The 25,727-nt window shown below is 66.0% G+C and carries 29 protein-coding genes; 7 read left to right on the top strand and 22 right to left on the bottom strand.

What is annotated here, in order from left to right; translation table 11 throughout:
* Window positions 1-6 precede the first annotated feature (6 nt).
* Window positions 7-1,371: an ammonium transporter gene (locus G9408_RS11765; RefSeq protein ID WP_168454207.1), complete on the top strand. Its 1,365-nt coding sequence runs from the start codon at window positions 7-9 to the stop codon at window positions 1,369-1,371.
* A 285-nt stretch (window positions 1,372-1,656) separates the two neighbouring features.
* Window positions 1,657-4,026 (top strand): TonB-dependent receptor, encoded by a 2,370-nt coding sequence (locus G9408_RS11760; protein ID WP_120217412.1) that lies wholly within the window; start codon window positions 1,657-1,659, stop codon window positions 4,024-4,026.
* A gap of 243 nt (window positions 4,027-4,269) precedes the next feature.
* Here the strand turns inward: G9408_RS11760 and G9408_RS11755 are convergent, their stop codons facing one another.
* Both G9408_RS11755 and G9408_RS11750 read right to left on the bottom strand, forming a co-directional pair.
* Window positions 4,270-4,755: a hypothetical protein gene (locus G9408_RS11755; protein WP_168454206.1), complete on the bottom strand. Its 486-nt coding sequence runs from the start codon at window positions 4,753-4,755 to the stop codon at window positions 4,270-4,272.
* Window positions 4,752-5,126, bottom strand: a complete 375-nt coding sequence (locus G9408_RS11750) for a VOC family protein (protein ID WP_168454205.1) — start codon at window positions 5,124-5,126, stop codon at window positions 4,752-4,754. Before G9408_RS11750 ends, G9408_RS11755 begins: the two co-directional genes overlap by 4 nt.
* Before the next feature lie 61 nt (window positions 5,127-5,187).
* Between G9408_RS11750 and G9408_RS11745 the strand changes: the two genes are divergently transcribed.
* On the top strand, window positions 5,188-5,730 hold the full coding sequence (locus tag G9408_RS11745; RefSeq protein WP_168454204.1) for a winged helix-turn-helix transcriptional regulator: 543 nt from the start codon (window positions 5,188-5,190) through the stop codon (window positions 5,728-5,730).
* Between the two features lie 108 nt (window positions 5,731-5,838).
* Here the strand turns inward: G9408_RS11745 and G9408_RS11740 are convergent, their stop codons facing one another.
* The 16 genes from G9408_RS11740 to G9408_RS11665 form a co-directional block, all read right to left on the bottom strand.
* The gene (locus tag G9408_RS11740) at window positions 5,839-7,425 is read right to left on the bottom strand and encodes a GMC family oxidoreductase (RefSeq protein ID WP_168454203.1); all 1,587 of its coding nucleotides are present in this window, start codon (window positions 7,423-7,425) and stop codon (window positions 5,839-5,841) included.
* An 85-nt stretch (window positions 7,426-7,510) separates the two neighbouring features.
* Window positions 7,511-7,831 carry a hypothetical protein gene (locus G9408_RS11735; protein WP_168454202.1) on the bottom strand — a complete coding sequence of 107 codons (321 nt, stop codon included), beginning with the start codon at window positions 7,829-7,831 and terminating at the stop codon, window positions 7,511-7,513.
* Complete coding sequence (locus G9408_RS11730; RefSeq protein WP_408021874.1) at window positions 7,828-8,742, bottom strand: sterol desaturase family protein; 915 nt, start codon at window positions 8,740-8,742, stop codon at window positions 7,828-7,830. Before G9408_RS11730 ends, G9408_RS11735 begins: the two co-directional genes overlap by 4 nt.
* Window positions 8,735-9,142 (bottom strand): hypothetical protein, encoded by a 408-nt coding sequence (locus G9408_RS11725; RefSeq protein ID WP_168454200.1) that lies wholly within the window; start codon window positions 9,140-9,142, stop codon window positions 8,735-8,737. Before G9408_RS11725 ends, G9408_RS11730 begins: the two co-directional genes overlap by 8 nt.
* On the bottom strand, window positions 9,139-9,573 hold the full coding sequence (locus G9408_RS11720; RefSeq protein WP_168454199.1) for a TIGR01244 family sulfur transferase: 435 nt from the start codon (window positions 9,571-9,573) through the stop codon (window positions 9,139-9,141). The genes G9408_RS11725 and G9408_RS11720 overlap by 4 nt, the downstream gene beginning before the upstream one ends.
* Window positions 9,574-9,863: 290 nt before the next feature.
* Entirely contained in the window at window positions 9,864-11,645 is a 1,782-nt protein-coding gene (recQ, locus tag G9408_RS11715) for a DNA helicase RecQ (RefSeq protein WP_168454198.1), read from the bottom strand.
* 162 nt (window positions 11,646-11,807) lie between these two features.
* Window positions 11,808-13,448 (bottom strand): YbaL family putative K(+) efflux transporter, encoded by a 1,641-nt coding sequence (gene ybaL, locus G9408_RS11710; protein WP_168454197.1) that lies wholly within the window; start codon window positions 13,446-13,448, stop codon window positions 11,808-11,810.
* Between the two features lie 194 nt (window positions 13,449-13,642).
* Entirely contained in the window at window positions 13,643-14,317 is a 675-nt protein-coding gene (locus tag G9408_RS11705) for an aquaporin (RefSeq protein WP_168454196.1), read from the bottom strand.
* Window positions 14,314-14,823 carry an arsenate reductase ArsC gene (locus tag G9408_RS11700; protein WP_168454195.1) on the bottom strand — a complete coding sequence of 170 codons (510 nt, stop codon included), beginning with the start codon at window positions 14,821-14,823 and terminating at the stop codon, window positions 14,314-14,316. The genes G9408_RS11705 and G9408_RS11700 overlap by 4 nt, the downstream gene beginning before the upstream one ends.
* Before the next feature lies 1 nt (window position 14,824).
* Window positions 14,825-15,304 carry an ArsI/CadI family heavy metal resistance metalloenzyme gene (locus tag G9408_RS11695; protein WP_168454194.1) on the bottom strand — a complete coding sequence of 160 codons (480 nt, stop codon included), beginning with the start codon at window positions 15,302-15,304 and terminating at the stop codon, window positions 14,825-14,827.
* Window positions 15,301-15,645 (bottom strand): ArsR/SmtB family transcription factor, encoded by a 345-nt coding sequence (locus G9408_RS11690; RefSeq protein WP_210423355.1) that lies wholly within the window; start codon window positions 15,643-15,645, stop codon window positions 15,301-15,303. The genes G9408_RS11695 and G9408_RS11690 overlap by 4 nt, the downstream gene beginning before the upstream one ends.
* A 201-nt stretch (window positions 15,646-15,846) precedes the next feature.
* Window positions 15,847-17,661 carry an ABCB family ABC transporter ATP-binding protein/permease gene (locus G9408_RS11685; protein ID WP_168454192.1) on the bottom strand — a complete coding sequence of 605 codons (1,815 nt, stop codon included), beginning with the start codon at window positions 17,659-17,661 and terminating at the stop codon, window positions 15,847-15,849.
* 170 nt (window positions 17,662-17,831) lie between these two features.
* Entirely contained in the window at window positions 17,832-17,981 is a 150-nt protein-coding gene (locus G9408_RS11680) for a hypothetical protein (protein WP_168454191.1), read from the bottom strand.
* Window positions 17,982-18,087: 106 nt separating this feature from the next.
* A complete protein-coding gene (locus tag G9408_RS11675) occupies window positions 18,088-18,663 on the bottom strand; it encodes an LptA/OstA family protein (protein ID WP_210423354.1) in 576 nt (191 codons plus the stop codon).
* Window positions 18,660-19,298: an LPS export ABC transporter periplasmic protein LptC gene (lptC, locus tag G9408_RS11670; RefSeq protein WP_168454190.1), complete on the bottom strand. Its 639-nt coding sequence runs from the start codon at window positions 19,296-19,298 to the stop codon at window positions 18,660-18,662. The genes G9408_RS11675 and lptC overlap by 4 nt, the downstream gene beginning before the upstream one ends.
* A 14-nt stretch (window positions 19,299-19,312) precedes the next feature.
* The gene (locus G9408_RS11665; RefSeq protein ID WP_120217432.1) at window positions 19,313-19,930 is read right to left on the bottom strand and encodes a ribonuclease D; all 618 of its coding nucleotides are present in this window, start codon (window positions 19,928-19,930) and stop codon (window positions 19,313-19,315) included.
* A 262-nt stretch (window positions 19,931-20,192) separates the two neighbouring features.
* On the opposite strand from G9408_RS11665, the gene G9408_RS16700 reads away from it, so the two are divergent.
* On the top strand, window positions 20,193-20,966 hold the full coding sequence (locus tag G9408_RS16700; RefSeq protein WP_168454189.1) for a cold-shock protein: 774 nt from the start codon (window positions 20,193-20,195) through the stop codon (window positions 20,964-20,966).
* A 261-nt stretch (window positions 20,967-21,227) separates the two neighbouring features.
* Here G9408_RS16700 and G9408_RS11655 read toward each other — a convergent pair whose 3' ends face one another.
* The 4 genes from G9408_RS11655 to G9408_RS11640 form a co-directional block, all read right to left on the bottom strand.
* Complete coding sequence (locus G9408_RS11655) at window positions 21,228-21,683, bottom strand: Dps family protein (protein WP_168454188.1); 456 nt, start codon at window positions 21,681-21,683, stop codon at window positions 21,228-21,230.
* Window positions 21,684-21,796: 113 nt separating this feature from the next.
* Window positions 21,797-22,366: a TMEM165/GDT1 family protein gene (locus G9408_RS11650; protein ID WP_168454187.1), complete on the bottom strand. Its 570-nt coding sequence runs from the start codon at window positions 22,364-22,366 to the stop codon at window positions 21,797-21,799.
* 32 nt (window positions 22,367-22,398) lie between these two features.
* On the bottom strand, window positions 22,399-22,728 hold the full coding sequence (locus tag G9408_RS11645) for a hypothetical protein (RefSeq protein WP_168454186.1): 330 nt from the start codon (window positions 22,726-22,728) through the stop codon (window positions 22,399-22,401).
* 79 nt (window positions 22,729-22,807) lie between these two features.
* Complete coding sequence (locus G9408_RS11640; protein ID WP_168454185.1) at window positions 22,808-23,452, bottom strand: GGDEF domain-containing protein; 645 nt, start codon at window positions 23,450-23,452, stop codon at window positions 22,808-22,810.
* A 207-nt stretch (window positions 23,453-23,659) separates the two neighbouring features.
* On the opposite strand from G9408_RS11640, the gene purE reads away from it, so the two are divergent.
* Genes purE through G9408_RS11625 form a run of 3 tightly spaced genes read left to right on the top strand, consistent with a single transcriptional unit; the run spans window position 23,660 to window position 25,723 of the window.
* A complete protein-coding gene (purE, locus tag G9408_RS11635; protein ID WP_168454560.1) occupies window positions 23,660-24,157 on the top strand; it encodes a 5-(carboxyamino)imidazole ribonucleotide mutase in 498 nt (165 codons plus the stop codon).
* A gap of 4 nt (window positions 24,158-24,161) precedes the next feature.
* Window positions 24,162-25,235, top strand: coding sequence for a 5-(carboxyamino)imidazole ribonucleotide synthase (locus tag G9408_RS11630; protein ID WP_268932546.1), 1,074 nt, complete (start codon window positions 24,162-24,164; stop codon window positions 25,233-25,235).
* Window positions 25,232-25,723, top strand: a complete 492-nt coding sequence (locus G9408_RS11625; RefSeq protein ID WP_168454183.1) for a dihydrofolate reductase — start codon at window positions 25,232-25,234, stop codon at window positions 25,721-25,723. Before G9408_RS11630 ends, G9408_RS11625 begins: the two co-directional genes overlap by 4 nt.
* The last annotated feature ends 4 nt before the right edge of the window (window positions 25,724-25,727 follow it).

Raw genomic sequence — 25,727 nt, 5'->3', positions numbered from 1 at the left:
GAAAATATGACGTTCGCAAATAAAATTGCGGCGGGCGCCGGGGCCGTCGGCCTGTCGCTGTTTGCCGCGCTGCCCGCCTGGGCGCAGGAAGCCGCGCCTGCGGTCGCCGAAGCCGCCGCGCCGACGCCCGACAAGGGCGACACCGCGTGGATGATCACCGCGACCGTGCTGGTCATGGCGATGATCGTTCCCGGCCTCGCGCTGTTCTATGGCGGCCTCGTCCGTACCAAGAACATGCTGTCGGTGCTGACCCAGATCATCGCGGTCGCCAGCCTGGCGATGATCATGTGGGTGATGTTCGGCTACAGCCTGGCCTTTGGCGGCGACGCCAACCAGTTCATCTCGTCGGGCAAGCTGTTCCTCGCCGGGGTGACCGCCGATTCGACCGTCGCGACCTTTACCGACGGCGTCGTCATCCCCGAATTCGTCTTCATCGCGTTCCAGATGACCTTCTCGGCGATCACCGTCGCGCTGGTGCTCGGCGGACTCGTCGAACGCATGAAATTTTCGGCGGTGATGGTCTTTGCGATCGTCTGGTTGACCATCGTCTATTATCCGATCGCGCACATGGTCTGGTATCTCGGCGGCACCGACGAAGCCACCGGGCTGATCTTTGGCTGGGGCGCGCTCGATTTTGCCGGCGGCACCGTCGTCCACATCAACGCGGGCGTCGCGGCGCTGGTCGGCTGCCTGATCATCGGCAAGCGCAATGGCTATCAGAAAGACATCATGGCGCCGCACTCGCTGACCATGACGTTGATTGGTACCGGCCTGCTGTGGGTGGGCTGGTTCGGTTTCAACGCCGGCTCGGCGCTCGAAGCCAATGGTTCGGCGGGTCTGGCGCTGATCAACACCTTTACCGCCACCGCTGCCGGCGTGCTGTTCTGGATGCTCACCGAACGCGCCCTCGGCCACAAGGGTTCGCTGCTCGGCGCCTGTTCGGGGGCGATTGCCGGTCTGGTCGCGGTCACCCCGGCAGCGGGCAATTCGGGCCCGTTCGGCGCGATCCTGCTCGGCGCCGTCGCGGGTGTCGTCTGCTGCATCGTCGTGATGAAACTGAAGGCCAAGCTCGGCTTTGACGACTCGCTCGACGTGTTCGGCATCCATGGCGTCGGCGGCCTGATCGGGTCGGTGCTGACCGCGGTCACGATGCTGCCCGCGCTCGGCGGTCCGGCAGGCGACGATTATGTCCTTGGCAGCCAGCTGTGGATCCAGATCAAATCGGTCGGCGTCGCCGTCCTCTGGTCCGCCGTCGGCTCGGCCATCGCCTTCTATATCGCCAAGGCCGTCACCGGCGGACGCGTCGCGGCAGAGGTCGAACGCGAAGGCCTCGACCTCGGCGAGCATGGCGAGCGCGCCTATAATTATTGACGAGACAGGATACCCGTCGCCGCACGTCTCTCTCTCCTTTCAAACGGCGGCGGCGGGATCCTCACCAGGTTCCTCCTGCGAACCACTGGCCGGGGTTTATCCCCGGCCATTTTTTTGGGCGTGGACGCCCCAAGCTTGCATTCTGCTACTGTGGCCGCCGCGCAACAGCCCTCGGTAATTTTGTTCCGCGGGATTCGCGGGCCATTGCGAATTTGCGGCAAGAGGCGCACCTCTTGCCCCGCGACGCGGCAACATAGCCGCGCGCAGTACAGAAAGGATATCACCATGCATGCTCGCACTATGCTGCTGGCCGGGCTTTCGACGCTCGCGCTGGTGCCCATTGCCACGCCCGCCCTCGCGCAGGAGGCCGGCGCTGCCGAAGACGACAGCAACATCATCATCGTCACCGCGACCAAGCGCGACGCCAATCTTCAGGACATTCCCTTTTCGATCAACGCCCAGACCGCCGAAGACATCCAGAAATCGGGTGCGGTGACGCTGGAAGACCTGTCGCGCAACGTCGCCGGCCTGTCGGTGCAGAACCTCGGCCCCGGCCAGAGCCAGGTGTCGGTGCGCGGCGTGTCGGCGGGGCAGGTCGTCCGCGACCAGCCGGGGGTCAAGGAACAGGTCGGCGTCTATCTCGACGAAAGCGTGATCTCGCTGTCGCTGTTCACCCCCGACATCGATCTGTACGATCTGAACCGCGTCGAGACGCTCCGCGGGCCGCAGGGCACCCTGTTCGGATCGGGTTCGGTCGGCGGCACCATCCGCTACATCACCAATCAACCCAAGATCGGGGTGATGGAGGGCAGCGTCGAGGCGAACCTCAACCTTGTCGACGGCGACGACTTCGGCGGCCATTTGAAGGGCGCGGTCAATGTGCCGATGGGCGACACCGCGGCGCTGCGCGCGGTCGGCTATTACACGCGCTACGGCGGCTTCATCAACGCGATCGGCCCGGCGGGCGGCGATGACGTCAACAGCGGCGAACGCTATGGCGGTCGGCTCGCGCTGACGTTCGAGCCCAGCGACAATTTTTCGATCACCCCGCGCGTGGTGTATCAAAAGGTCACCGCCGACGGCTTCAATCGCCAGGACATCTATAATCTGTACGGCAATCGCTTCACGACGACGCGGCCGCAGGTGACCTTCGACGAGCGCGAGCAATATCTGTTGCTGCGCGAAGGGTTCGAGGACGAGACGCTGATCGCGGACCTCAACCTCAATGTCGGGCTCGGCGGCGCCAAGCTCACCTCGGTGACCAGTTACATCAACCGCGACATATTGGTCAGCCGCGACGCAAGCGCGCTCACCGGATCGGTGTCGGTCGATCTCGGCTTCCCGGCCGCCGGTGTTCTGCTGCCGTCGAACCTGGTCGACACCACCGACCTTGAAACCTGGTCGCAGGAAGTGCGCATCGCGTCGGACAATGACAGCCCGTTCCAGTGGGTGCTCGGCGCTTTCTATTCAAAGGTCGACCGCGTCTATAGCCAGACGCTACCCACCCCCGGTTATGACGCGGTGACCGACGCGGTGCTCGGTGCTGGAACGTCGGCGGCGGTCGCCAATGGCTTTGCCGCAAACTCGCCGTACAACGCCTTGCTGCCCTATGACATCAAGCAGTTCGCGCTGTTCGGCGAGGTCAGCTTTGACCTCAGCGATGCGTTCACGGCGACCGCGGGCGGGCGCTATTACGACTTCAAGGAAACGCGCAGCTTCAAATCGGGCGGGCTGTTCGCCAATGGCGACAACCGCACCGACAGCACCAAGTCGAGCGGTTTCACCCCGCGCTTCCTGTTGTCCTACGACCTCAGCGACAGCGTGACGGTCAACGCGCAGGCGTCGAAGGGCTTCCGCCTTGGCGGGGTCAATGATCCGCTCAACCTGCCGCTCTGCACCCCAGCCGACGCGGCATTGTTCGGCGGGTTCCAGGACTATGACGACGAAACGCTGTGGAACTACGAGCTGGGGATCAAGTCGCAGGGTCGCGGCTTCACCTTCAACGCCGCGGGCTTCTACAACGACATCAAGAATCTGCAGGTCACGCTCGATGCCGGCAGCTGTTCGTCGCGGATCGTGTTCAACGTCGACAAGGCGCATTCGATGGGGGTCGAATTCGAACTCGGGCTGTCGCCGGCCGACGGGCTCGATTTCAACCTGTCGGGCAGCCTGATCGAGGCCGAATTCGACACCACCCTGCCCGGCGTGCTCGCGACCGCGACGGGGATTCGCGAAGGCAATCGCCTGCCGTCGGTGCCGAAATTCCAGCTATCGGCGTCGGGCAGCTATGAATGGCCGATTGGCGATGCCGCGAACATGTATGTTGCGGCATCCTTCCAACATGTCGGCACCCGCTACACCCAGCCCGCCGATCAGGAAAACAACCCGCGGACCTTCGTCCACGGCTTGCCGTTCGGGGGTGCACCGGCGGGGTCGTCGACGACGGTCGACCTGCAATTGCCCGATTATCAGTTGGTCAATCTGAGTGCCGGGGTCGACTTCGAAGGCGGCCTGTCGCTGATCGCGTACGTCAACAATCTGTTCGACGAAAACGCGCTGCTGTCGTTCGATCGCGAGCGTGGCGGACGGGCACGGCTCGGCTATACGGTCGGTCAGCCGCGCACCTTTGGCATCACCGCGCGCAAGACGTTCTGAGCTCCATCGGACGCAAAAATGGGTTCGGTTCGGCAACGAACCGGCCCCTTTTTGCTGCACGCTGCACTGCACAATAATTGGGCAGGCCTGCCGCAAATTTAGGCCTTCCCAACATGACATTAATGTGGCATTCATTGCGTCAACAGTTTCAGGAGGGGAGAGCCTGAAAGGCTGGGCCGGGACGCAAGTCCCGGCCCTCTTTTTTTGCCCACAGCATGGAATGCGTCAGAACGTGGCTGTTTTTCAACGGGTTCGCTGAAAGCGAAGCGTCGCGAACACGCGCCAGCTACCGTCATCTTTTAGAACCGAATCGGTGACAATCATCCGATCGGGCGCTTCCAGCACATAGGTCGAGCGGCCAATCTCGACGTCGGCGCTGCCCCAATGATTGTGCCACTCGGACCCGGCAACCCGTCCTCCGATCGGACGCGTCCGACCCATGTTGTCGGTCCAGTCGCCGCGCACCCGGCCCTTGGCATCGACGCGGTAAATCGCTTCGGCCGCATAGTCGATCGGCGGCGTTCCGGGTACCGCCAGTCGATAGGCGAGCGCCGTCGCGTCGCCGTCGGGCGCTCCCTTGATCACCAGCGTCGCGGTCGCTGCTTTTCCGAATGCGGTCCCTTCACCGGACCAGCTGCCATGCCATGCCGCGAGCGACGGGGCGGGCGCCTGCGCCGCTGCCGGGGCCGCGATCGCCAGCAGCGCCGCCATCCCCCAACGCGCCGTCATGCCGCCGCTTCCGACCGCGAGAACATGAAGGCATTGCCGTCGGGATCATAGAAGGTGATGAGCTTCACCAGCCCCGGGATATGCTGGATATCGCCGTCCTGGCGCACCCCTTCGGCATCGAGATGCGCCTTGGCCGCATCGATGTCGGCGACCTCGAACACATTCGTCGCGCCGCCGCCCTGCACCACGCTCTCGACCTGGCTGAGGCCGATATTGACCCCCGCCATCGGGGTCGCCAGCTCGCACCAGCCGATCTCGTCTGCGCGGTAGAGCAATTTGCAGTGCATCACGCGCTCGTACCAGGCGATCGCCGCGGTCATGTCGGTCACCCCCATCGAACAGGTGAGTTCGGATCCGATTTCGAGTGTCATGTCTTTCCTCCCACAGCCAAGGCGCTTGCACCTATAGTCTGGTTTGTATAGTTACTGGCAAATGCCGTCAAGCGCGCCCGATCCGCTCCTGCTCCAGCTCGGCAGCCACCGCTGGCTGGTGCCACTGCTCGCCGATCTGGCGGCGCATCGCGGCGCGCGCTTTGTCGAACTGCTGCACCGGTTGACACTGTCGCGCGACAGCCTGACGCGTACCTTGAATGCCGCCGCCGCGCAGGGCTGGGTCCAGCGCAACCCCGGCCACGGCCACCCGCTGCGACCCGAATATATCCTGACCGAAGCAGGCAAAGCCGCCGCCGCGCGCGCCGCGACGATCGCCGAAGCGCAAGGCGCGATCGGCCTACCGCCCGGCGGCACGACGCGGTGGAGCCTGCCGCTGGTCGCCGGGATCGGCGCGGGTCACGACCGCTTCAACGCGCTGTCGCGGCTGCTCGCCCCCGCGACCCCGCGCGCGCTGTCGCAGGGGCTGGCGACGCTCGGTGAGCAGGGGCTCGTGCGGCGCGAGGTGATCGATATGCGGCCCCCGACGAGCCTTTACGGGCTGACGGGGAAGGGACGGGTGCTGGCAGAGGCGTGTACAATCTAGATTTCTCCCTCACCCTTCCCACCGGCTTCGCCGGCGGGCCCCTTCCCTCTCCCGTCGGGAGAGGGAGGGAGGCGCGAAGCGCCGGAAGGGTGAGGGTAATAGGGTCGCTTAGCGCAAAGCCGCCTTCACAAAATCCGCCGCACGCTCACCGATCATCATGCTCGGCGCATTGGTGTTCCCGCTGACCAAGCGCGGCATGACGCTCGCATCGGCAACCCACAGCCCGTCGATGCCGTTCACCTTCAGCGTCGGGTCAACCACCGCGTCGCCATCGCTGCCCATCCGGCACGTCCCCACCGGATGATAGACGGTGTCGGCGCGGCTGCGGATCAGCGCATCGAGCGCGGCATCGTCGTCGAGGTTCACCGGGTGCCGGTCGGTCCCCGCATAGTCGCCGAGCGGCGGCGCCGCGACGATGCGGTGCATCATCCGCACCCCGGCCCTTAAAGTCGCCATGTCGCGCTCGTCGGTCAGGAAGCCGGGGTCGATCGCGGGAGCCGCCGCGGCGTCACCCGACGCCAGCCGCACCGTGCCGCGGCTTTCGGGGCGCAGCACACAGGCGTGGCACGAAAAGCCATGCCCCTTGACCTTGGTCCGCCCATGATCCTCGAGCATCGCCGGGACGAAATGATATTGGATGTCGGGCGCGGGCAGGTCGGGGTGCGATTTCCAGAAGCCCCCCGCCTCCGCAAAACAGGTCGTCATGATGCCGGTGCGTTTGGTGCGATGTTCGAAAATCGCCTTCACCATCCGCCAGGTGCCGCCCAGACTGTTGCCGAGCGGGTCGGTCGAGCGGGTTTCCCAGCTCGACACATAGTCGATATGATCCTGCAGATTGTCGCCCACCGCGGCGCGATCGAGCGTCACCGCGATTCCCTGCTCCGCAAGATGCGCAGCGGGGCCGATCCCCGACAGCATCAAGATCTGCGGGCTGCCGAACGCCCCCGCCGACAGGATCACCCCGCCGCGCGCGCGCAGCGTTTCGCGCTGCGATCCACGCCGGATCGCGACGCCCGTTGCGCGCCCATTCTCGACGACAATTTTTTCGACCAGCGCGCCGGTGCGGATGTCGAAATTGGCACGCCCGCGCAGCGGCTCGACATAGGCGCGTGCTGCTGACCAGCGTTCGCCCGCTTTCTGCGTCACCTGATACAGGCCGAAGCCTTCATTGTTCGGCCCATTGAAATCGCCGGTGCGGGGCAGTTGCAGCGCCGCGGCGCTCTCGATGAAACGGCGGCTCGTCACATTCGGCCAGCGCTGGTCCATCACATTCAGCGGTCCGTCGCCGCCATGATGCTCGTCGCCGCCGCGCTCATTGCCCTCGCTGCGCTTGAAATAGGGCAGCACGTCGGCATAGGTCCACCCCGTCGCGCCGAGCGCCGCCCATTGGTCATAATCGAAGGCGTGGCCGCGGATATAGACCATCGCGTTGATCGCGCTCGACCCGCCCAGCCCGCGCCCGCGTGGCTGGTATCCGATCCGCCCGTTCAGCCCCTTTTGCGGCAGCGTGTCATAGCGATAGTTCGACTTTTCGGGGATGAAGGGCATGAACCCCGGGGTCTTGACCCGAACATCGTCATTGGTCCCGCCCGCCTCGATCAGGCACACGCTGCGCGTCTCGTCCGCGGCGAGCCGCCCCGCCGCCGCGCTCCCCGCGCTGCCGCCGCCGATGACGATGATGTCAAACTGATCCATATCCGCCGCTCCCCTCGCCACCGCTTCGGTGGTCAATCGCGACTTACATGAATGTCATTAAGCGGTGTGGCAAGGGGCTTGCAAATTAGAGGCAATCTCCGGCGAAGCAGGTGGCGAGAAGAAACGCCGATGCCAGAATCGCCGGCAGCATCAGAACGAGCGCGATCATCAGCATTGCGCAGCCCCCCGCAATCAACCGCGCATCACCGCGCCGCCAAGCAAGCACAGCGCTCAACAGATAAAGTGGAACCGCCGCAAGAAACAGCGGTCCCCACAGTCCACCCAAATCCTTTGCGCCGTAAAAGGAGAGCAAGAGCAAGAGCGGGGGAACGCCTCCTGAGACGAAGGCGACGATGTCCCAATATTTCCAGTGTGCAATGCGGCTTGCCCTCGTCTGCACGCTCAATCCGCCGCTTCCTCGCTCGCGCGCCCCGCCGCCCAGCGCTGCTTGATCATCGCGCTCGTCGCGCGGCTGCCGTCGTGACTCCAGCCGGGTTCACGCCACATATAGCTGAGCTTGTGCTTCCACGGCGCGTGCCAGACGTCCTTCGCGATCCCGACCCACTCATGCACCGCAGCCCACAATATGTTGAAGCTTCCGAGCTGCTTGACGATTCCGTACCGCACCGGCTCATCATCGCGTTCGGGAACGAAGCTGCCGAACATCTTGTCCCAGATGATGAAGACCCCGGCATAGTTGGCGTCGAGATAGCGCGGGTTGACGCCGTGATGGACGCGGTGGTGCGACGGGGTGTTCATCACCGCCTCGAACCATTTGGGTAGCCGCTTGATCGCCTCGGTATGGATCCAGAATTGGTAGATCAAGTTGAGCCCCGCGCAGAAAAACACCATCGCGGGCGGAAAGCCGATCAGGAACAAGGGCAGCCGGAAAATGAAAGCAATGCTGATGAAGCCCGTCCAGGTCTGCCTGAGCGCAGTCGACAGATTATAATGCTGCGAGCTGTGGTGGATGACATGGCTCGCCCAGAACCAGCGCACCCGGTGCGCGCTGCGGTGAAAGACATAATAGGCGAGGTCATCGAGGACGAAGCAGAGGATCCACGCCCACCACCAGCCCATGAAATCGATCCCGATGTCGAACAGGCGGAACTGGTGCAGCCACACGGCCAGCGCCACGACGATCCCGCCAACGAGCGCGCTGGCGACCTGGCTCCCCGTGCCAAGCATGAGCGAGTTCAGCGTATCGCGTACCTCGTACCGGCTTTTGTCAGCGCGGCGCGCCACGATCATTTCGGCGATCAGCAGCAGGATGAAGGCCGGAATCGCATAGGTGACCGGATCGGGCAGCTTATCCACAGCGCAGATCCCGCATCCGCGATGCCCACATCCCGGCATCCTTGCCGAGGTGCAAAGTCACCGCGCCGAACGTCCGTTCAGGCATCGTCAGGGTCAGGAAATCCTTGTCGAGCCGACCGATCACCTGCCCGTCGATCGGCCGCGCGGCAAAATGATTGCCGTGCGCGCGCACCAGCATCTGGCGCCCCTCGGCATTGCGGACGATCGCGGCAAATCCCGCGCGGTCGCGCGCGACCTCGATCCCGCCAAATCCTACCTCGGCCTCTTCGGCGAGGCGGATCGCATGCGCTTCATCCTCGATCCGCGGATCGGCGCCGAGCCCCATCTTGCCCACCAGCCACACCACAAGCAGCACCGCGACCACCGAGCCGCCAAGCTGGATCAGCTCGGCCAGCGTCACCGCTCGCCCGCCAGCGCATCCAGCATCGGGCGCAGCCCCGCCAGGTCGTACCCCGCGCCCGCCGCTGCCGTACAGATCGCATCGACATCCTCGCCCGCCCGCGCGCGCGCCAGCGCCCACAAATGGGTCGATCGCGTCCCCGACCGGCAATAAGCGAGAACTGGCCCCGTCGCCCCCGCCAGCACCGCATCGAGTGCATCAAGCTGCGGATGGCTGAACCCCGCATGGCCGACCGGGATCGCGGCATAGGCGAGCCCTTCGGCGGCGGCGGCCCCGGCGATGTCGCCGCCTTGCGGCGCGGCGGGTTCCTCGCCGTCGGGCCGGTTGTTGACGATCATCGCAAAGCCCGCCGCCTTCGCCGCGGCGACATCCTCGATGCTGATCTGCGGGGCGACGCTATAGTCGGCGGACAGGGGTCGAAAATCGCTCATGGCCGGATGTATAAACCGCGCTCCATTGCTGACAAGCGTGAAGGTGTGGCGGTAGCCGGTGGCGGGCTGCTTTGCGGTGGTTATCTGCCACAAGCTCCTCTCCCCTTGTGGGAGAGGATAGCGCAGCTTGCTCCGTCAGGAGCTAGCGAAGCTTGGTGAGGGGGTGGACGCCAGCAGGCGTAAAACCCCTCTCAACTGCGGCTAGGCAGCAAAGCTGCCAAGCCTTCGCATCTCTCCCACAAGGGGAGAGAGGAAATGACGTACGTCGGCAACCGGTCGAATGCCGACCATCAGAATTGCCGGATCACCGCCAGAAACGCATCGCCCCAGGCCTCGAGCTTCTTGGCGCCGACCCCCGGGATCGTGCCCATCGCTTCCAGCGTCGCGGGCCGCTCGGTCGCCATCGCGCGCAGCACCGCGTCGTGAAAGATCACATAGGGCGGGACATTGGCCTCCGCAGCGAGCTCGCGCCGCGTGGCGCGCAGCGCGTCGAACAGCGGATCACCGATCGGATTTGCGGCCCCCGCGCCTGCTGCGCCGCGCGCCTCGCGCCGCGTGCGCTTGACCGGCGGCTCGGCGATCAGCACCGCCGCCTCGCCCTTCATCATCGCGCGCGCGGTGGGGCCGAGCATCAGCCCGCCATGCTCGGTCGTCTCGAGCGCCTCGCGCGCGACGAGCGTGCGCACGAGCGGCTTGATCAGCCGCGCCTCGTCGCCTTCGACGATGCCGAACACCGACAATTTGTCATGCCCGCGCTGCGCGATCCGTTCGTCGCTGCGCCCGGTCAGGACCGCCTCGATATGCCCGGCGCCATAGCTCTGCCCGGTGCGATAGACCGCAGACAGCAGCTTTTGCGCGAGCACCGTCGCATCGACTTGGCGCCCGGGGTCGAGGCAATTGTCGCAATTGCCGCAGCGCGCGGGCGGGCTTTCGCCGAAATGGCGGAGCAGCTGCGCGCGGCGGCACTCGACCGTCTCGACCAGCGCCGCGAGCGCGTTCAGCCGCACCCGCTCGCCCGGCACCCGCGCCTCGGGAAGCTCGCTCAGTCGCATCCGCGCCTTGGCAAAATCGTCGGCACCCCACAGCATCATCGCCTCCGCGGGGTCGCCGTCGCGCCCGGCGCGCCCGGTTTCCTGATAATAGCTTTCGATCGATTTGGGCAGCGCGGCATGCGCGACAAAGCGCACGTCGGGCTTGTCGATGCCCATGCCGAACGCGACCGTCGCGGTGACGATGCCGTCCTCCGATGCGACGAAATCATGCTGGACCCGCGCCCGCAGCTCGGCATCGAGGCCGGCGTGATAGGCGGCGACCGACCGCCCCGTCGCCTTCGCGAGCTGGTCTGCCAGCCGCTCGGTGCCGCTGCGCGTCGGGCAATAGACGATCCCCGGCCCGGGGTTGGCGGCGATGAATTCGACCAGCTGGCGCGCCGGGGTGATCCGGGGGCGGATTGCATAGCGGATATTCGGCCGGTCGAAACCCGCCAGGATCAACCCGTCGTCGGGAATCCCCAGCTGAACCAAAATATCTTCGCGCGTATGCCTGTCCGCGGTTGCGGTCAGCGCGAGCCGCGGCACCGCCGGAAAGGCATCGAGCAGCGGGCGCAGCAGGCGATAGTCGGGGCGGAAGTCATGCCCCCATTCGGACACGCAATGCGCTTCGTCGATCGCGAACAGCGCCGGCATCCGCGCCTCGAGCAGCGCGCGAAACCCCTCGCCCGTCGCGCGTTCGGGCGCCACATAAAGCAGGTCGAGCTCGCCGTCGCGGTAGCGCTGCCGCGTCTCGGCGCCATCGGCGTCGACGCTGGTCAGCGACGCGGCGCGGATCCCTGCGGCGCGCGCCCCGCGCAGCTGGTCGTGCATCAGCGCGATCAGCGGCGACACGACCACGACGCAGCCCGGCAGCGCAACCGCGGGCAGCTGGTAGGTGAGCGACTTGCCCGCCCCCGTCGGCATCACCGCCAGCGTCCGCTCGCCCGCCATCACGCGGGTGACGACGTCGGCCTGCCGACCGCGAAAGGCGTCGAAACCGAAGGTGGATTTCAGGAGGGGGAGAAGCGCGTCGGCGGACATTGGGACGGGCGATAGGAAGTTTGACGCGGTGGGGGAAGCCCCGACCTCAACCATTCCAATCCTTTTCCCGTTCGCATCGAGCGAAGTCGAGATGCCCTTCGCCCTCGCGCGCCGCTGAGGGGTGTCTCGACTTCGCTCGACACGAACGGAATGAAGGTTGGGCTATACCAAAGTCAGCATCGCCCGTTCCGCCATCCGCGTCGCCGTCTCGCGTTCGGCCATCACGACATGGTCGGCGCCGCGGCGCACCAGATCGTCGACCTCCTCGTCCGAATGTGCGCGCGCGACGATCACCAGCTTCGGGTTGATCGCCCGCGCCCGCCGCACGATCGCCCCCGCCTCGACGCCTTCGGGGATCGCGATCAGCAATGTCGAGGCCTCGTCGAGCCCGGCCTGCCGCAGCACGCTTTCCTTGGTTGCGTCGCCGACGATCACCGTCGCGCCCGCCGCGCGCGCCGCCGCCGCCATGTCCTTCTGGTCCTCGATCACGGTCAGCCCTTCGCCGCGCCCGCAGATCAGCCCGCCGATATGGCTGCCGACGCGGCCATAGCCGATCAGCACGACCCCGGCGTTGCACGGCGCGGGCGCTTCGGCGTCAGGCGCCGCTGCGGGCCCGGGCGCCGCATCCGAACGAACGCGCTTGACGGCGAGCGTGAACAGGATCGGGTTGACCAGGATCGACAGCAAGGCGCCCGCGAGGATCAGGTCGCGCCCGGTTTCGGGCAGCACCTCCAGCCCCACCCCCAGCCCCGCCAGGATGAAGGAAAATTCGCCAATCTGCGCGAGGCTCACCGACACCGTCAGCGCGGTCTGGTTCGTGTGACCGAAGGCCCGGACCAGCGCGAAGGCGGCGAGCGATTTGCCGACGACGATGATCGCGACGGTCGCCAGCACCGGCCCCGGCTGTTCGACCAGCACATTGGGGTCGAACAACATGCCGACCGACACGAAAAACAGCACCGCGAATGCATCACGCAGCGGCAGCGTTTCCTCGGCGGCGCGGCGGCTCAATTGCGTTTCGCCGAGGATCATCCCGGCAAAGAACGCACCAAGCGCAAACGACACGTCGAAAATCACCGCCGCGCCGAACGCCACCCCCAGCGCGATTGCGAGCACCGCCAACCGAAACAGCTCGCGCGATCCGGTGTGCGCGACCCAGTGCAATACCCAGGGCAGGATGCGCCGCGCGACGACAAACATGAAGGCAACAAAGCCGACGACCTTGAACAGCACGATCGCCGCCGATTGCAGCAATCCCGCGCTGCCGCCTTCATCGCCGCGGTCGCCGAACATGGCGGGAAGCAGGACAAGCGCGAGTACCATCACCAGATCTTCGACGATCAGCCAGCCGACCGCGATCCGCCCCTTTTCGGTCTCGATCATATCGCGCGCCTGGAGTGCGCGCAGCAGGACGACGGTCGAGGCGACCGACAGCGCCAGCCCGAACACCGCGCTGCCCGCGACCGACCAGCCGAGCCACAGCCCGAGCATGATGCCGAGCGCCCACGCGACCGCGATCTGCGCGATCGCCCCCGGCACCGCGATCTTGCGGACCGACAGCAGGTCTTTCAGCGAAAAATGGAGCCCGACCCCGAACATCAGCAGAATGACGCCAATCTCGGCCAGCTGCATCGCCAGTCCGGTGTCGGCGACGAACCCCGGCGTGAACGGGCCGACGAGGATGCCCGCGAGCAGGTAGCCCGCAATCGGCGAAATCCGCAGTCGCTGCGCCAGCGCCGCCATCAGAAACGCAACGCCAAGCCCCGCAACGATGGTTCCGATCAGGGTCGTGTCGTGCGGCATGGTTTCTGCCTAGGGGGCGGGAGCGCCCGGGGTCAACCCGCGCGGCGCCTGACCGCGTCGCTACGCCATGAAATGAGGATGTTTGTTGATCGAAGGAATGTGAAACCGTAGCCCTGAGCCCGTCGAAGGGCGCCTTGCCGAGAAGCGCCCTTCGACGGGCTCAGGGCTACGGTTCAGATGAAGGCCGTCATGCTCTATATGTCGCTTTTCGTCTCATCACTCCGTCCGGCAAACAGCCAGCGCCCGCACGCCCAAGCCGCAACAGCACCACCAAGCTGCGCCGCGACGAACGCCGGTACGTCAGCGGGCGTGATCCCCGCGAAACTGTCCGAAAGGCTCCGCGCCACCGCGATGGCGGGATTGGCGAAACTCGTTGAGGAGGTGAACCAATAGGCCGCGGTGATATAGAGCGCGACGCCGGGCGCGACCCAGTCGGGGCGATGCCGCACGGTGCCGAGGATGGTCAGGATCAGGCCAAAGGTCGCGACAAACTCGCCCGTCCATTGCCCGCCGCCGGTGCGCGCCTTTGCCGAAAATTGCAGCAGCGGCAGGTCGAACATCAGATGCGCGGCCCACACGCCAAGGATACCGCCCGCGAGCTGCGCCGCGACATAAAGCACCGCGGTGCGCGGCGCGATGCTGCGACCGAGCGCCATCACCAGCGTAACCGCCGGGTTGAAATGCGCGCCCGAAATCGCGCCCAGCATCGCGATCAGCACGAACAATATCGCCCCGGTCGCGATCGCGTTGGCGAGCAGCGCGACCGCGACATTGCCGCCCGACAGCGTCTCGGCCATAATCCCCGACCCGACGACGGTCGCGAACAGGAAAAAACTGCCGATCGCCTCGGCGACGAGCGCGCGCGTCACGCCGCGCCCGCCATTGCGCCGATGCTGTTCAGCGCCTCGCGCCGCTCGGTCGCGGACATGGTTTCGAGCGGCAGCGCCAGCATCGCGCGCACCCGCATGTCGAGCAGGCGCCAGGTTTCGGCAAAGGCGGCATCGACCGCCGCCGCGTCGCCCGCGACATCGGCGGGGTCGGGCAGTCCCCAATGCGCGCGCACCGGCGCGCCGATGAACAGGGGGCAGGCCTCGCCCGCCGCATTGCCGCACACGGTGATCGCAATGTCGATGCGCGGCGCGCCGGGAACGGCAAATTCGTCCCAGCTTTTCGAGCGGAAGGCGGTAAAGTCGTAGCCCTCGCGCGCCAGCAGCCGCAGCGCGCCGGGGTGCGGCACGCCCTTCGGCTGGCTGCCCGCGCTGAACGCGCGGACTCGGCCTTCACCCTTGCGGGCGATCAGCGCCTCGCCCAAAATGCTGCGCGCCGAATTGCCGGTGCACAGCACCAATATGTTCAACCCCCCGGTCGCGATCATGTCAGCAGCAGCCGACCTTGACCGGCGCCGCCTGCGGCATCGCGGGAACGCAGCACGCACCCTCGGCGGCATTATCCGACGCCAGCGGCGCGAAGTCGGGGCTGTCGCCGTACACCGTCGATTCGCCGTTGGTCAGAAAGGCTTCCCACACCACCCCGTCGGGATCGGCGATCCAGCTTTTTTCGGATTTGGCGTAGCAACAGGTCGTCGCGCCCTCCTCCAGCACCGGCGCCCCGGCGTTTTTCAGGCGGCCGTAGACCGCCGCGAGTTCGGCTTCATCCTCGACCTGCAAGCCGACATGTTCGATCCCGCGATGCGCGCCCTCGCGTACGGAGATCGCAAAATTGATCCGCGGATCGTCGAGCATCCATTTGGCATAATCGGGTTTGGTCACGCTCGGCGCGGCGCCGAACAGCCCCGAGTAAAACGCAATCGACTTGTCGAGATCGCTCACCCCGACGTGCATGTGAAAACGGCTCATGCAGCAGTCCTTTCCGTCTTGTCCCTGGTGTCGCAGGGGGCCGCGGGGGCGCAGACCGCGCCGCCGCAGCAATTTTCCATCAGAAAGCCGAGCAGCGCGGTCATCGCGCCATAATCGGCAGAATAGATCAGCGACCGCCCGTCGCGGCGCTGCGCGATCAGCCCGGCGTTGGTCAGCTGCGCGAGATGAAAGCTGAGCGACGATGCCGGGACGCCGAGCGCCTCGGCGATCGCTCCGGCCGCCAGCCCGTCGGGTCCGGCCTGCACCAGCAGCCGGAACAGCGCGAGCCGATGCTCCTGTGCCAACGCGCCCAGCGCGCGAACGACATTATCCGATTCCATCGCGGCCTCCATGATTCGATAATCATCGAAATATGGAAATCAGGACAGCGCGTCAACAGATATTTCGATGATTATCGAAATGGCGTTCTGGAAATCTTGCGCACATTGTCATTGCGAGGAGCCGAAGGCGACGCGGCAATCCAGAGCAGGCGCAAACCGCTCTGAATTGCTTCGCTCCGCTCGCAATGACGAGGGAGCAGGCTAAACCGTCCCTTCTTCCTTCTCCGCCTGCTGCCGCGCCCACATGTCGGCGTACAGCCCGCGCATTGCCAGCAGCTGGTCGTGCGTCCCCGTCTCGGCCACCCGGCCCTTGTCGAGCACGATGATGCGGTCGGCGCCGGTCACCGTCGACAGGCGGTGCGCGATCACCAGCGTCGTGCGCCGCGCCGCGATCCGCTCCAGCGTGTCCTGGATCGCCGCCTCGGTCCTGCTGTCGAGCGCGCTCGTCGCTTCGTCGAGGATCAGAAGCGGCGGGTTCTTGAGCAATGTCCGCGCGATCGCGACGCGCTGCTTCTCGCCGCCCGACAGCTTCAGCCCGCGCTCGCCGACCTCGGTGTCGTAACCCTGCGGCAGCAAGGCGATAAAGCCGTCGATCGCCGCCCCCTCGGCGGCCGCCGCAATCTCGTCGGCGCTTGCGCCTTCGCGGCCATAGGCGATGTTGTAACCGATCGAATCGTTGAACAGCACCGTGTCCTGCGGGACGATGCCAATGCTCGCGCGCAGGCTGGCCTGCGTCACTTGGGCAATATCCTGTCCGTCGATCAGCACACGGCCGCCCTGCGGATCGTAGAAGCGAAACAGCAGCCGCGCGATCGTCGACTTGCCCGCCCCCGACGGCCCGACAATCGCCAGCGTCTCGCCCGCGCCGACCGCGAAACTGACGCCGTTCAGGATTGTGCGGTCGGGTTCGTAACCAAAGACGACATTGTCGAACGCCACCGCGCCGCCGTTTACCGCCAGCGGCGCTGCGCCCGGCGCATCCGAAATCTCCGGCGGGGTGTCGATCAGGCGGAACATCGCCTCCATGTCGATCAGCCCCTGGCGGATCACGCGGTACACCATGCCGAGCATGTCGAGCGGGCGGAACAGCTGCGCGAGCAAGGTGTTCACCAGCACCACGTCGCCGACCTTATATTCGCCGACCGACCAGCCCCACACGGTGTACGCCATCGCCCCCGCCAGCGCGGCGTTGGTGATCAGGCTCTGCCCGATGTTGAGCCACGCGAGGCTGTTCTCGCTCTTCACCGCGGCGCGCGCATATTGGTCGGCGACGTCGCGGTAGCGTGATTCCTCGCGTGCCTCGGCGCCGAAATATTTGACCGTCTCGTAATTCAGCAGGCTGTCAACGCTGCGCCCGATGGTCAGCGTGTCGAGGTCGTTCATCCGCGTCCGCAGCGCGTTGCGCCAGTCGGTCACCTTGCGGGTGAAGATGATATAGACGATCACCATCAGCGCGGTGGCGCTTGCCAGCCCGAAACTGAACTTGGTCCAGAAAATGACCAGCACCGCGGCGAGCTCGATGATCGTCGGCGCGATGTTGAACAGCAGGAAATAGAGCATCGTGTCGATACTCTTGGTCCCGCGCTCGATCACCTTGGTCACCTCGCCCGTCCGCCGCGCGAGGTGAAAGCGCAGGCTCAGCGCGTGCAAATGGCTGAAGGTCGCGATCGCCAGCTCACGCGTCGCATCCTGCCCGACGCGCTCGAACACCACATTGCGGAGATTATCGAACAGCACCCCGGCAAAACGCGCCCCGGCATAAGCGAGCACCAGCCCGATCGCGAGCGCGACGCCCTCCTCCATCCCCGGCGCCATCCGGTCGATCGCGGCGCCATAAAGAAAGCCCATCGAGAGCTGGACGCCCTTCGACGCCAGCACGATCAGCCCGGCCCCGATGATGCGAACCTTGTGCCCCCGCTGACCCGCTGGCCACAGATAGGGCAGGAAACGCTTCAGCGTATCGAGAACGGGGGGTTCCTTGGCCGCATCGGCGGAAGTGAGCGTATCGGGCGGCATGCGCGCCCCATGTAGGGGGGCGGGGGCGGAACGCCAAGCAAACTGCATGGCAAAAGGAAACAATCCCTAAAATTCGTCATCCCGGTGAAGGCCGGGGTGACGACTGTGGGAGCCGCCTTGCTAGGGTCTGTCCTGCTCAGGGCTACGGATCAATTTGAACAGGACAGATTCTAGAGTTTCTCGCGCGGCCCCAGATGCCGCATGATCCGTTCGATCAGGCGCCGTTCCTCGCTCGTCGGGGTCGGGATGACTGCCGCGGGCGGCTCGGCGCGGCGGCCGAAAGATGGACGGCGCGGGGGAACAAGCGGGGAGAAGCGCATCGGGGGCTCGCCTTCAATGTGCGGCGTCGCCCCCCGGCACCGCGATGGTTCTGGTCCCGCCGCCCATGGTGAAGGCACATGGTTGCAGAACCGTATAAAGCGCTGGTTACTGCTTTCTTTCCGGTACCGTGAAGGTGCCGGTGACGCGCCCGCCGGTGCCGCCCGCGATCGGATTGCCGTCGGGACCGCGCGCCGCGCCGCGCCCGTCGACCGTCGCGCGGCCACTGTTGAGGTCGATCACCAGCCGTCCGCCGCGCAGATTGTTGCCGCGCTGGCGCAGCTCGACATTGCCAACCATCGTGATCAGGCGGCGGTCGAGATCGTAGATCGCGACATTGCCCGACGCGCGCTCGTCCCCCTTGGTCACCACCACCCCGCCGGTGGCGTCGAGCCGATTGACGTCGGTGCCGCCCGAACGGGTATAGGCGACAGTCATCCGCGCCGCCGTCAGCGTCATCCCGGCCTGCGTCACCCGGACATTGCCCGCGATCACGACGCGGTCGGCGCGATCCTGCACCTCGATGCTGTTCGCGGCGAAGTCGACCGGGGCGCTGCTGTTGTGGTTGGCGAGCGCCTGTGCATTGGCGGCGTCGCCGCTACCGACCGACACCAATGCGAGGCTGGTGAACGCAAACCCCGCGCCTGCAAGCGCCATGCTTTTCATGGTCCAAAGGCGGTTCATTTGATCACTCCCTGATTGATCCGCAGCCGCGCATTGCCCTGCAAGCGCACGATCCGCTGGTCGAGATCGGCGGTCAGCTGATTGGCCGAAAAGCTGCCGATATTCAACGTGCCGTCGACACCGCCCTGCCCAATCAGGCTGCGCGTCTTGAGGTCGATCGACACATTGCTGGCATCGATGCGATAGCCACCCGCGCCCTTGACCTGCACCATGCCCGGCACCGCGACCTTTTCGGTTTCCATATTATAGGCGCTGTCGCGCGCGACGATCGTCGCCGGGCCGTCGTCGAGCCGGATCGCCCCCGACAGGTCGGTCATCCGCACCACCGGTTCGGCCGAACTTTTCTGCACCGCGCTGCCCGCGAGCAGGGCAAAGGGCTGGCCCTTGGCATCCTGGCCGCGATATTCGGCGCGCGTCACCTTCATCCGCTCGCTCGCCATGTCGACCTTGTCCTTGGCGAGCAGAAAGCTGATCTCGGCGCGCTGGGTAAAGGGCGAAAACACCAGCACCGCCGCGACGACGCCGATCACCAGCGGCAGCCCGTAACGCAGGATGCGCACCACGCGGTCGTGACTCGACCCGCTGCGCGCCCACATCTGGCGCATCGTGCGGTCAAGGTCGGCGCGTTCGGACATCGAATCGGTTTCCGTCAGCTATGCGCGAAAATGTCGGTTTCAGGCCAGCCGGCAAGGTCGAGCGCCGCGCGCGTCGGCAGGAAATCGAAACAGGCCTGCGCCAATTCGGTGCGCCCCTCGCGCGCCAGCCGCATATCCAGAACCTCTTTCATCGCGTGCAGGAAACGCACGTCGCTCGCGGCATAATCGCGCTGCGCGTCGCTGAGTTCGGCGGCGCCCCAGTCGCTCGACTGCTGCTGTTTCGACACTTCCTGACCCAGAAGTTCGCGCACCAGTTCCTTCAGCCCGTGGCGGTCGGTGTAGGTGCGGACCAGCTTCGATGCGATCTTGGTGCAATAAACGGGGGCGGTAACGACGCCGAGCGCCTGTTGCAGCGCCGCAATGTCGAAACGCGCAAAATGGAACAGTTTCAACCGGTTGGGATCGGTCAATATCGCCTTCAGCACCGGCGCGTCATAACGGCTGCCGGGCGCGAAGCGCACCAGATGCTCGTCGCCCGACCCGTCGCTGATCTGGACCAGGCACAGCCGGTCGCGCAGCGGGTTCAGCCCCATGGTTTCGGTGTCGATCGCAACGGCGCCCGGACCCAATGCGCCGGCGGGCAAATCTTCTTCGTGGAAATATACGCTCATTCGCCCGCCTTAGGCCAAGCCGCCTTGCCGCTCAATGACTGGTTTTCCCGGCGCTGGCCGATCCGCCGCCAGCCCGCGGCAAAGCGCGGTTCGTCCGGCATCGGCGGCTTGAATTTTCCGTTCGCAGATGCAGAATGTTTAAGCTATATATTGCGTCGTTAGCGGCATGGGGCGAGTCTGTGCCCGTGGTGAAGTGCGTCCCCGTCCGACGCAAGGCGCCGATCATATGGGGTATGGACGAACCGAAAGCGACTATTAGACAATGAGTTTCAACAAGGATCGCCGCGGCCAGCGGGGGCGCGGCAAGCGCGATGATTTCGGCAATTTCGACAGCTTCGAACCTGCACCTTATGGCGGCGACAGCTACGGCGGCGGTAACCGCGGTGGCGGTTATGGCGACCGCGGCGGCTTCGGCGGCGGCGATCGCGGCGGTTTTGGCGGTGGCGACCGCGGCGGCTTCGGCGGCGGCGATCGTGGCGGCTTCGGCGGCGGACGTGGCGGCGGCATGCCGGCACAGGTCGTTGGCGAAGGCCAGGGTACGGTCAAATTTTTCAACGCTTCCAAAGGTTTTGGTTTCGTTGCCCGTGACGATGGCGGCGAAGACGTGTTCGTGCACATCAGCGCGGTCGAACAGGCCGGGCTGCAAGGTCTGGCCTCGGGCCAGCCGCTCGGCTTCACGCTGATCGAACGCAACGGCAAGGTGTCGGCCATCGATCTGAAGATCGAAGGCGAACCGATGCCGGTCGAAGAATTCGCACCGCGCCAGCGTGACGATCGCGGCGCGCCGGGTGGCGCCCGCGGGCGTCGCCAGCTGACTGGTGAACGCACCTCGGGCACGGTCAAATTCTTCAACACGACGAAGGGCTTCGGCTTTATCGCGCGCGACGACGGACAGGCCGACGCCTTCGTCCACATCAGCGCGGTGCAGCGCGCCGGCATGGCGGGCCTCGACGAAGGCGACCGCGTCGCTTTCGACATCGAAGTCGACGATCGCGGCAAGTTCGCCGCGGTGAACATCCAGCCGCATCAGGACTGAGGCCGATAACCGGATATGAAAAGGGCGGCTCTCGGGCCGCCCTTTTTTTTGTTTGGGACCGCCTTTGTCGGCAAGCGACCGGTTGCGGCCAGAAAGCCCCTCCCCTTCAGGGGAGGGGTTGGGGTGGGGGCTCGCGGTGTAGCGCAATACCTCTGGCCCCCACCCGCTGCGACTAGGCAGCAAGCTGCCAAGTCTCGCTGCCCTCCCCTGAAGGGGAGGGCGTGGTGATAGCTACGTCCGTCACCCAAAATCCGCCGGGCCTCAATAGCCCAGCGTTGCCTCCAGGAACCAGATCCGCTGCTGCGTCTCGTCGGCCCAGGTGTCGACCAGCCCGCTCGTCGCGATGTCGCCGTCCGCCTCGGCCGCGGCCTTCACCTCTTTGAGCTGGTCCAGCAAAAGCCTGTTATCGTCAGCCAGCGCCCGGATCATCGCCTCGGCATCGGTGCCAGCGGCATCGTCGTCCCGGATCGAGCTGCGGCGCCCGATGTCGCCGATCGACTGGAGCGTCCGCGCGCCATTCTTGCGCACCCGTTCGGCGATCAGGTCAGTGGTCGCGAAAATCTGTGTCGCTTGTTCGTCGAACAGCAGATGCAGTTCGCGAAAGCGCGGCCCCTGGACATGCCAATGATAGTTTTTGGTCTTGAGATAGAGCGCAAAACTGTCGGCGAGCAGCGCGTTGAGCGCATCGGCGACGGCGGGCTGGTTTGGATGGGACATGGGAAATATCCTTTCTCTTTCACCCAATATAGCGCGCCGCGATGCGCTTTACCCATGAAAGCTGTCGGTCGCTGTCATCGATAAAAGCGATAAGGATGCAAAGTTCTACAGGCCTAACCGATCAGCCCGAACGCCCCCATTGCGGTAACGATGCCCCATATCGCCAGGATCGCTGCGCTGGCCCAGCGCACCCCGTGCGCCGCGCGCCGATCGGCCAACGCCGGACCGAAGGCCAGAAAGGGCAGCATCGCCAGCGTCCAGCCGACCAGCGCGCCCGCTGCCGCCCATTGTCCAGCGCCACTGGTGGCCGCCAACGCGCCGATCAGGAAATGGCTGCGGTCGCCGAACTGCGCAATCAGCAGCCGTCCCGCCAACATCGTCGGGGGCGCGGTCAAAGCCTTGTCGTCGAACGGCATACCTCGCCCGCGCCACAGCAGCGCCGCGGCGGCCGACAGCATCGCGAACGCCACGAGCAGCGCCGCTACGCCCTGTCCGATCATCCGGTTGGCGACCGCCCCCGCCGTCGCGGCGACCATGGCGTTGAGCAGGAACGCACCAAACGCGACCGCGACGACGACGCGCCGGTCCGGCCGCGCGCTCAGCAGCCGCGACAATATAATCCCGCTGCGCCCATCGGCATTGGCGAGCAGCACCGCCACCAGCGCAAGCATGATTGCATCCATGCAAACCCGTCTGAATTGTCAGGCAGGAACCGTCAATGACCGAGGCGCATGGCGACCGACGCCAGCCATGCCTCATGCATGGCGGCGGGCAACGGCCCGCGCGGCACGGTCGCGGCATCGCTCATCGCGTCGAGATAGGTCAGGATGGCCGCGCGATAGCCGCCCCCCGCCACCGCCGATTCCAGCCGGCTGGCCAGCGTTTCGACCGCGGCAAAGCCGTTGTCGCGCGCCAGGCAGCGGATATCGTCGATGCCCTGAACGATCTGCGCCAGCGCGCAATGCGGCAGCGCTTCGGCCAGCGCGCCGATCTGGCCGGTGATCCGGTTCTGAATGTCGAGATATGGGTCGGCTTGGGTACGCATCACTCACCCCCCTTTTCGGACAATGAATGTCCTGATCGGACGATGCGCTCATTTGGTTAACAGCGGGTTAGGAGCGATGTCAGCGGTGCCCCGCGGCCGAACCCTGCCCCTGTTTGTTGCGGTACATGTCGCGGTCGGCGGCGGCCAATATGTCCGATTCGGTCATCCCCGACTGGAGCATCGCGATCCCGAAACAGGCCGACAGCGCGATTTTGTGCCCGTCATACGCCGCGGGTGCCGCCGTCAGCACATCGCCCAGCCGCGCGATCTGGGCGCGCGCGCCTTCCTCGCTCGACTGGTCGAGGATCAGCCCGAATTCGTCGCCGCCAATCCGCGCCGCAACGTCGGTGGCGCGGATCGATTCGGCGAGCCGCTTGGCAATCTCCATCAGCGCGAAGTCGCCCGCGGCATGCCCAAAACTGTCATTGATATATTTCAGCTGGTTGACGTCGACAAAGACCACCGCGGCGCGCTCGGCATGGCGCTCGAAACGCGCGATGCGGTGATGGATCGCGGTCAGGAAATAGCGGCGGTTGAACAGGGGGGTCAGCGTGTCGCGTTCCGACACCCGCTCCAGTTCGGCCACGGCGATCTTCAGCACCCGGTTTTCGCGGCGCAGCGCATCGCGTTCCCGGCGGATCTCCCGCAGCTGATCTTCGATGGAGTCGACGGCGACGGAGCCGAACTGGTCGACCGCGATCCGTGCCCCCCCTACGCTATCCATTCAACGTCCCCGCAAACCAACCCTTATTCATCGGCCCGATGCCGACGGATATTGCGCGGCAACCCTAGCCGCGACTTGATACCAATCGGTAAACGCGCGAGTCAGTATTGCATGTTCGGTGCCGTTGCCCGCGCGCGGCGCAGTCGCTAGGGGGGTGCGGCGGCGATTCATCGCGCGAATAACGGCCGCTGTGTGGAGGGTTGGGTGATGGGCGACGAAGCGCCGCAAGTCGGTGTTATCATGGGCAGCCAGTCGGACTGGCCGACGATGGCCCACGCGGTCCAGATCCTCGAACAATTCGGCATCGCGCACGACGTCCAGATCGTGTCCGCGCACCGCACCCCCGATCGCCTCGTCGACTATGCCAAAGGCGCGGCGGCGCGCGGCCTGCGGGCGATCATCGCCGGCGCGGGCGGCGCCGCGCATCTGCCGGGCATGGTCGCGGCGATGACGCGGGTGCCGGTGCTCGGCGTCCCTGTCCAGTCGGCGGCCTTGAACGGCATCGACAGCCTCTATTCGATCGTCCAGATGCCCGGGGGCGTGCCCGTCGCGACCTTTGCGATCGGCAAGGCGGGGGCGACCAACGCAGGCTTGTTCGCCGCCGCGCTGCTCGCCAACAATGACTCCGATCTGGCGCAAAAACTTGATGCCTGGCGCGCGGAACAGACCAACAGCGTCGCCCCCCACCCGGTACGCGAGGGCTGATCGCTTGCTCGCACCCGGTTCGACGATCGGCATATTGGGTGGCGGCCAGCTCGGCCGGATGCTGAGCGTCGCGGCGGCGCAGCTTGGTTATCAGGTGCACATCTACGCCCCCGACCATGAGAGCGTCGCGGCCGAGGTCGCGGCGCATCACACGCAGGCGGCATGGGACGACGAACCGCGCCTCGCCGCCTTTGCCGCGGGTTGCGACGCGGTGACGATCGAGTTCGAAAATGTCCCCGTCGATACGGTCCGTTTCCTGTCGGGGCATGTGGCGGTGCGCCCCGGCGCGCAGGCGCTCGAGATCGCGCAGCACCGGCTGACCGAAAAGCAGTTCGTGACCGGGCTCGGCGGGCGCTCCGCCCCCTTCGCCGCTGTCCCCGACCGCGCTGCGCTGGGCGCCGCGCTCGCCGAAATCGGCGCGCCCGCGATCCTCAAGACGCTGCGCATGGGCTATGACGGCAAGGGGCAGGCGCGGCTCGCGACCCCCGCCGACGCCGACGCCGCGTGGGACGGCATCGACCGCCATGCCGCGATCCTCGAAGGCTTTGTCACCTTCGCGCATGAATTTTCGGTCATCCTGGTGCGCGGCATCGATGGCGAGACGCGCTTCTGGGACAGCAGCGTCAACGTCCACGAAGGCGGCATCCTCGCCACCTCCAGCCTGCCGCCGCCACAGATCGTCCGCGACCAGCAGGACGAAGCGCGCGCGCTGATGGCGCGCATCGCCGACGATCTCGAATATGTCGGGGTGCTGACCGGCGAGTTCTTTGCGACCGACGATGGCCCGATCTTTAACGAGATGGCGCCGCGCGTCCACAACAGCGGCCACTGGACGATCGAGGGCGCGGTCACCAGCCAGTTCGAAAACCATATCCGCGCCGTCGCCGGGCTGCCGCTCGGCAGCACCGCGACCACCGCGCTGCCCGTCACGATGCGCAACCTGATCGGCGCCGACATCGCCGCGGTCCCCGCGCTGCTCGCCGACGGCAACGCCCGCGTCCATCATTATGGCAAGACCGAAGTGCGCGCCGGCCGCAAGCTCGGTCACGCAACCTGGGTCGGAACCACGCCCGCATGAACCACCCCGAAATCACCCTGATCCTCGCGCGCGCCGCCAATGGCGTGATCGGCGCGGGCGGCAAGATGCCCTGGCACCTGCCCGCCGACCTCCGCCGCTTCAAACAGCTGACGATGGGCCGCCCGATGATCATGGGGCGCAAGACCTTCGACAGCCTGCCCGCGATCCTCGAAGGGCGCCGCCACATCGTCCTCACCCGCGATCCCGACTGGCAGGACGAGGGCGCCGAGCCCGTCGCGACGATCGAGGAAGCCTTGAAGCTCGCCAATGCGCCGCACGTCATGGTGATCGGCGGCGCCGAAATCTATCGCCTGTTCCTGCCCCAGGCCGACCGTATCGAGCTGACCGAAGTCGGGCTCGAACCGAAAGGCGACGCGGTCATCGCCTATCCCGACCCCGCCGAATGGTGCGAAGTCGCGCGCGACGATCATCCCGCCGACGACGCCGGGCGCCCCGCGTACAGTTTCGTCACATTGACAAGGATCTAGACCG

The organism is Sphingopyxis microcysteis, assembly GCF_012274265.1.
Classification (GTDB): Bacteria; Pseudomonadota; Alphaproteobacteria; order Sphingomonadales; family Sphingomonadaceae; genus Sphingopyxis; species Sphingopyxis microcysteis.
The sequence above is the reverse complement of the archived record's forward strand: the minus strand, read 5'-3'. Positions and strand labels throughout refer to the sequence as shown.

What these genes read in the sequence shown, in the direction of transcription:
- G9408_RS11765 (WP_168454207.1), top strand. Translation starts at nt 7, where the DNA reads ATGACGTTCGCAAATAAAATTGCGGCGGGCGCCGGGGCCGTCGGCCTG.
- G9408_RS11760 (WP_120217412.1), top strand. Translation starts at nt 1,657, where the DNA reads ATGCATGCTCGCACTATGCTGCTGGCCGGGCTTTCGACGCTCGCGCTG.
- G9408_RS11755 (WP_168454206.1), bottom strand. Translation starts at nt 4,755, where the DNA reads ATGACGGCGCGTTGGGGGATGGCGGCGCTGCTGGCGATCGCGGCCCCG.
- G9408_RS11750 (WP_168454205.1), bottom strand. Translation starts at nt 5,126, where the DNA reads ATGACACTCGAAATCGGATCCGAACTCACCTGTTCGATGGGGGTGACC.
- G9408_RS11745 (WP_168454204.1), top strand. Translation starts at nt 5,188, where the DNA reads ATGCCGTCAAGCGCGCCCGATCCGCTCCTGCTCCAGCTCGGCAGCCAC.
- G9408_RS11740 (WP_168454203.1), bottom strand. Translation starts at nt 7,425, where the DNA reads ATGGATCAGTTTGACATCATCGTCATCGGCGGCGGCAGCGCGGGGAGC.
- G9408_RS11720 (WP_168454199.1), bottom strand. Translation starts at nt 9,573, where the DNA reads ATGAGCGATTTTCGACCCCTGTCCGCCGACTATAGCGTCGCCCCGCAG.
- recQ (WP_168454198.1), bottom strand. Translation starts at nt 11,645, where the DNA reads ATGTCCGCCGACGCGCTTCTCCCCCTCCTGAAATCCACCTTCGGTTTC.
- ybaL (WP_168454197.1), bottom strand. Translation starts at nt 13,448, where the DNA reads ATGCCGCACGACACGACCCTGATCGGAACCATCGTTGCGGGGCTTGGC.
- G9408_RS11700 (WP_168454195.1), bottom strand. Translation starts at nt 14,823, where the DNA reads ATGATCGCGACCGGGGGGTTGAACATATTGGTGCTGTGCACCGGCAAT.
- G9408_RS11695 (WP_168454194.1), bottom strand. Translation starts at nt 15,304, where the DNA reads ATGAGCCGTTTTCACATGCACGTCGGGGTGAGCGATCTCGACAAGTCG.
- G9408_RS11690 (WP_210423355.1), bottom strand. Translation starts at nt 15,645, where the DNA reads ATGGAATCGGATAATGTCGTTCGCGCGCTGGGCGCGTTGGCACAGGAG.
- G9408_RS11685 (WP_168454192.1), bottom strand. Translation starts at nt 17,661, where the DNA reads ATGCCGCCCGATACGCTCACTTCCGCCGATGCGGCCAAGGAACCCCCC.
- G9408_RS11680 (WP_168454191.1), bottom strand. Translation starts at nt 17,981, where the DNA reads ATGCGCTTCTCCCCGCTTGTTCCCCCGCGCCGTCCATCTTTCGGCCGC.
- G9408_RS11675 (WP_210423354.1), bottom strand. Translation starts at nt 18,663, where the DNA reads ATGAACCGCCTTTGGACCATGAAAAGCATGGCGCTTGCAGGCGCGGGG.
- lptC (WP_168454190.1), bottom strand. Translation starts at nt 19,298, where the DNA reads ATGTCCGAACGCGCCGACCTTGACCGCACGATGCGCCAGATGTGGGCG.
- G9408_RS11665 (WP_120217432.1), bottom strand. Translation starts at nt 19,930, where the DNA reads ATGAGCGTATATTTCCACGAAGAAGATTTGCCCGCCGGCGCATTGGGT.
- G9408_RS16700 (WP_168454189.1), top strand. Translation starts at nt 20,193, where the DNA reads ATGAGTTTCAACAAGGATCGCCGCGGCCAGCGGGGGCGCGGCAAGCGC.
- G9408_RS11655 (WP_168454188.1), bottom strand. Translation starts at nt 21,683, where the DNA reads ATGTCCCATCCAAACCAGCCCGCCGTCGCCGATGCGCTCAACGCGCTG.
- G9408_RS11650 (WP_168454187.1), bottom strand. Translation starts at nt 22,366, where the DNA reads ATGGATGCAATCATGCTTGCGCTGGTGGCGGTGCTGCTCGCCAATGCC.
- G9408_RS11645 (WP_168454186.1), bottom strand. Translation starts at nt 22,728, where the DNA reads ATGCGTACCCAAGCCGACCCATATCTCGACATTCAGAACCGGATCACC.
- G9408_RS11640 (WP_168454185.1), bottom strand. Translation starts at nt 23,452, where the DNA reads ATGGATAGCGTAGGGGGGGCACGGATCGCGGTCGACCAGTTCGGCTCC.
- purE (WP_168454560.1), top strand. Translation starts at nt 23,660, where the DNA reads ATGGGCGACGAAGCGCCGCAAGTCGGTGTTATCATGGGCAGCCAGTCG.
- G9408_RS11625 (WP_168454183.1), top strand. Translation starts at nt 25,232, where the DNA reads ATGAACCACCCCGAAATCACCCTGATCCTCGCGCGCGCCGCCAATGGC.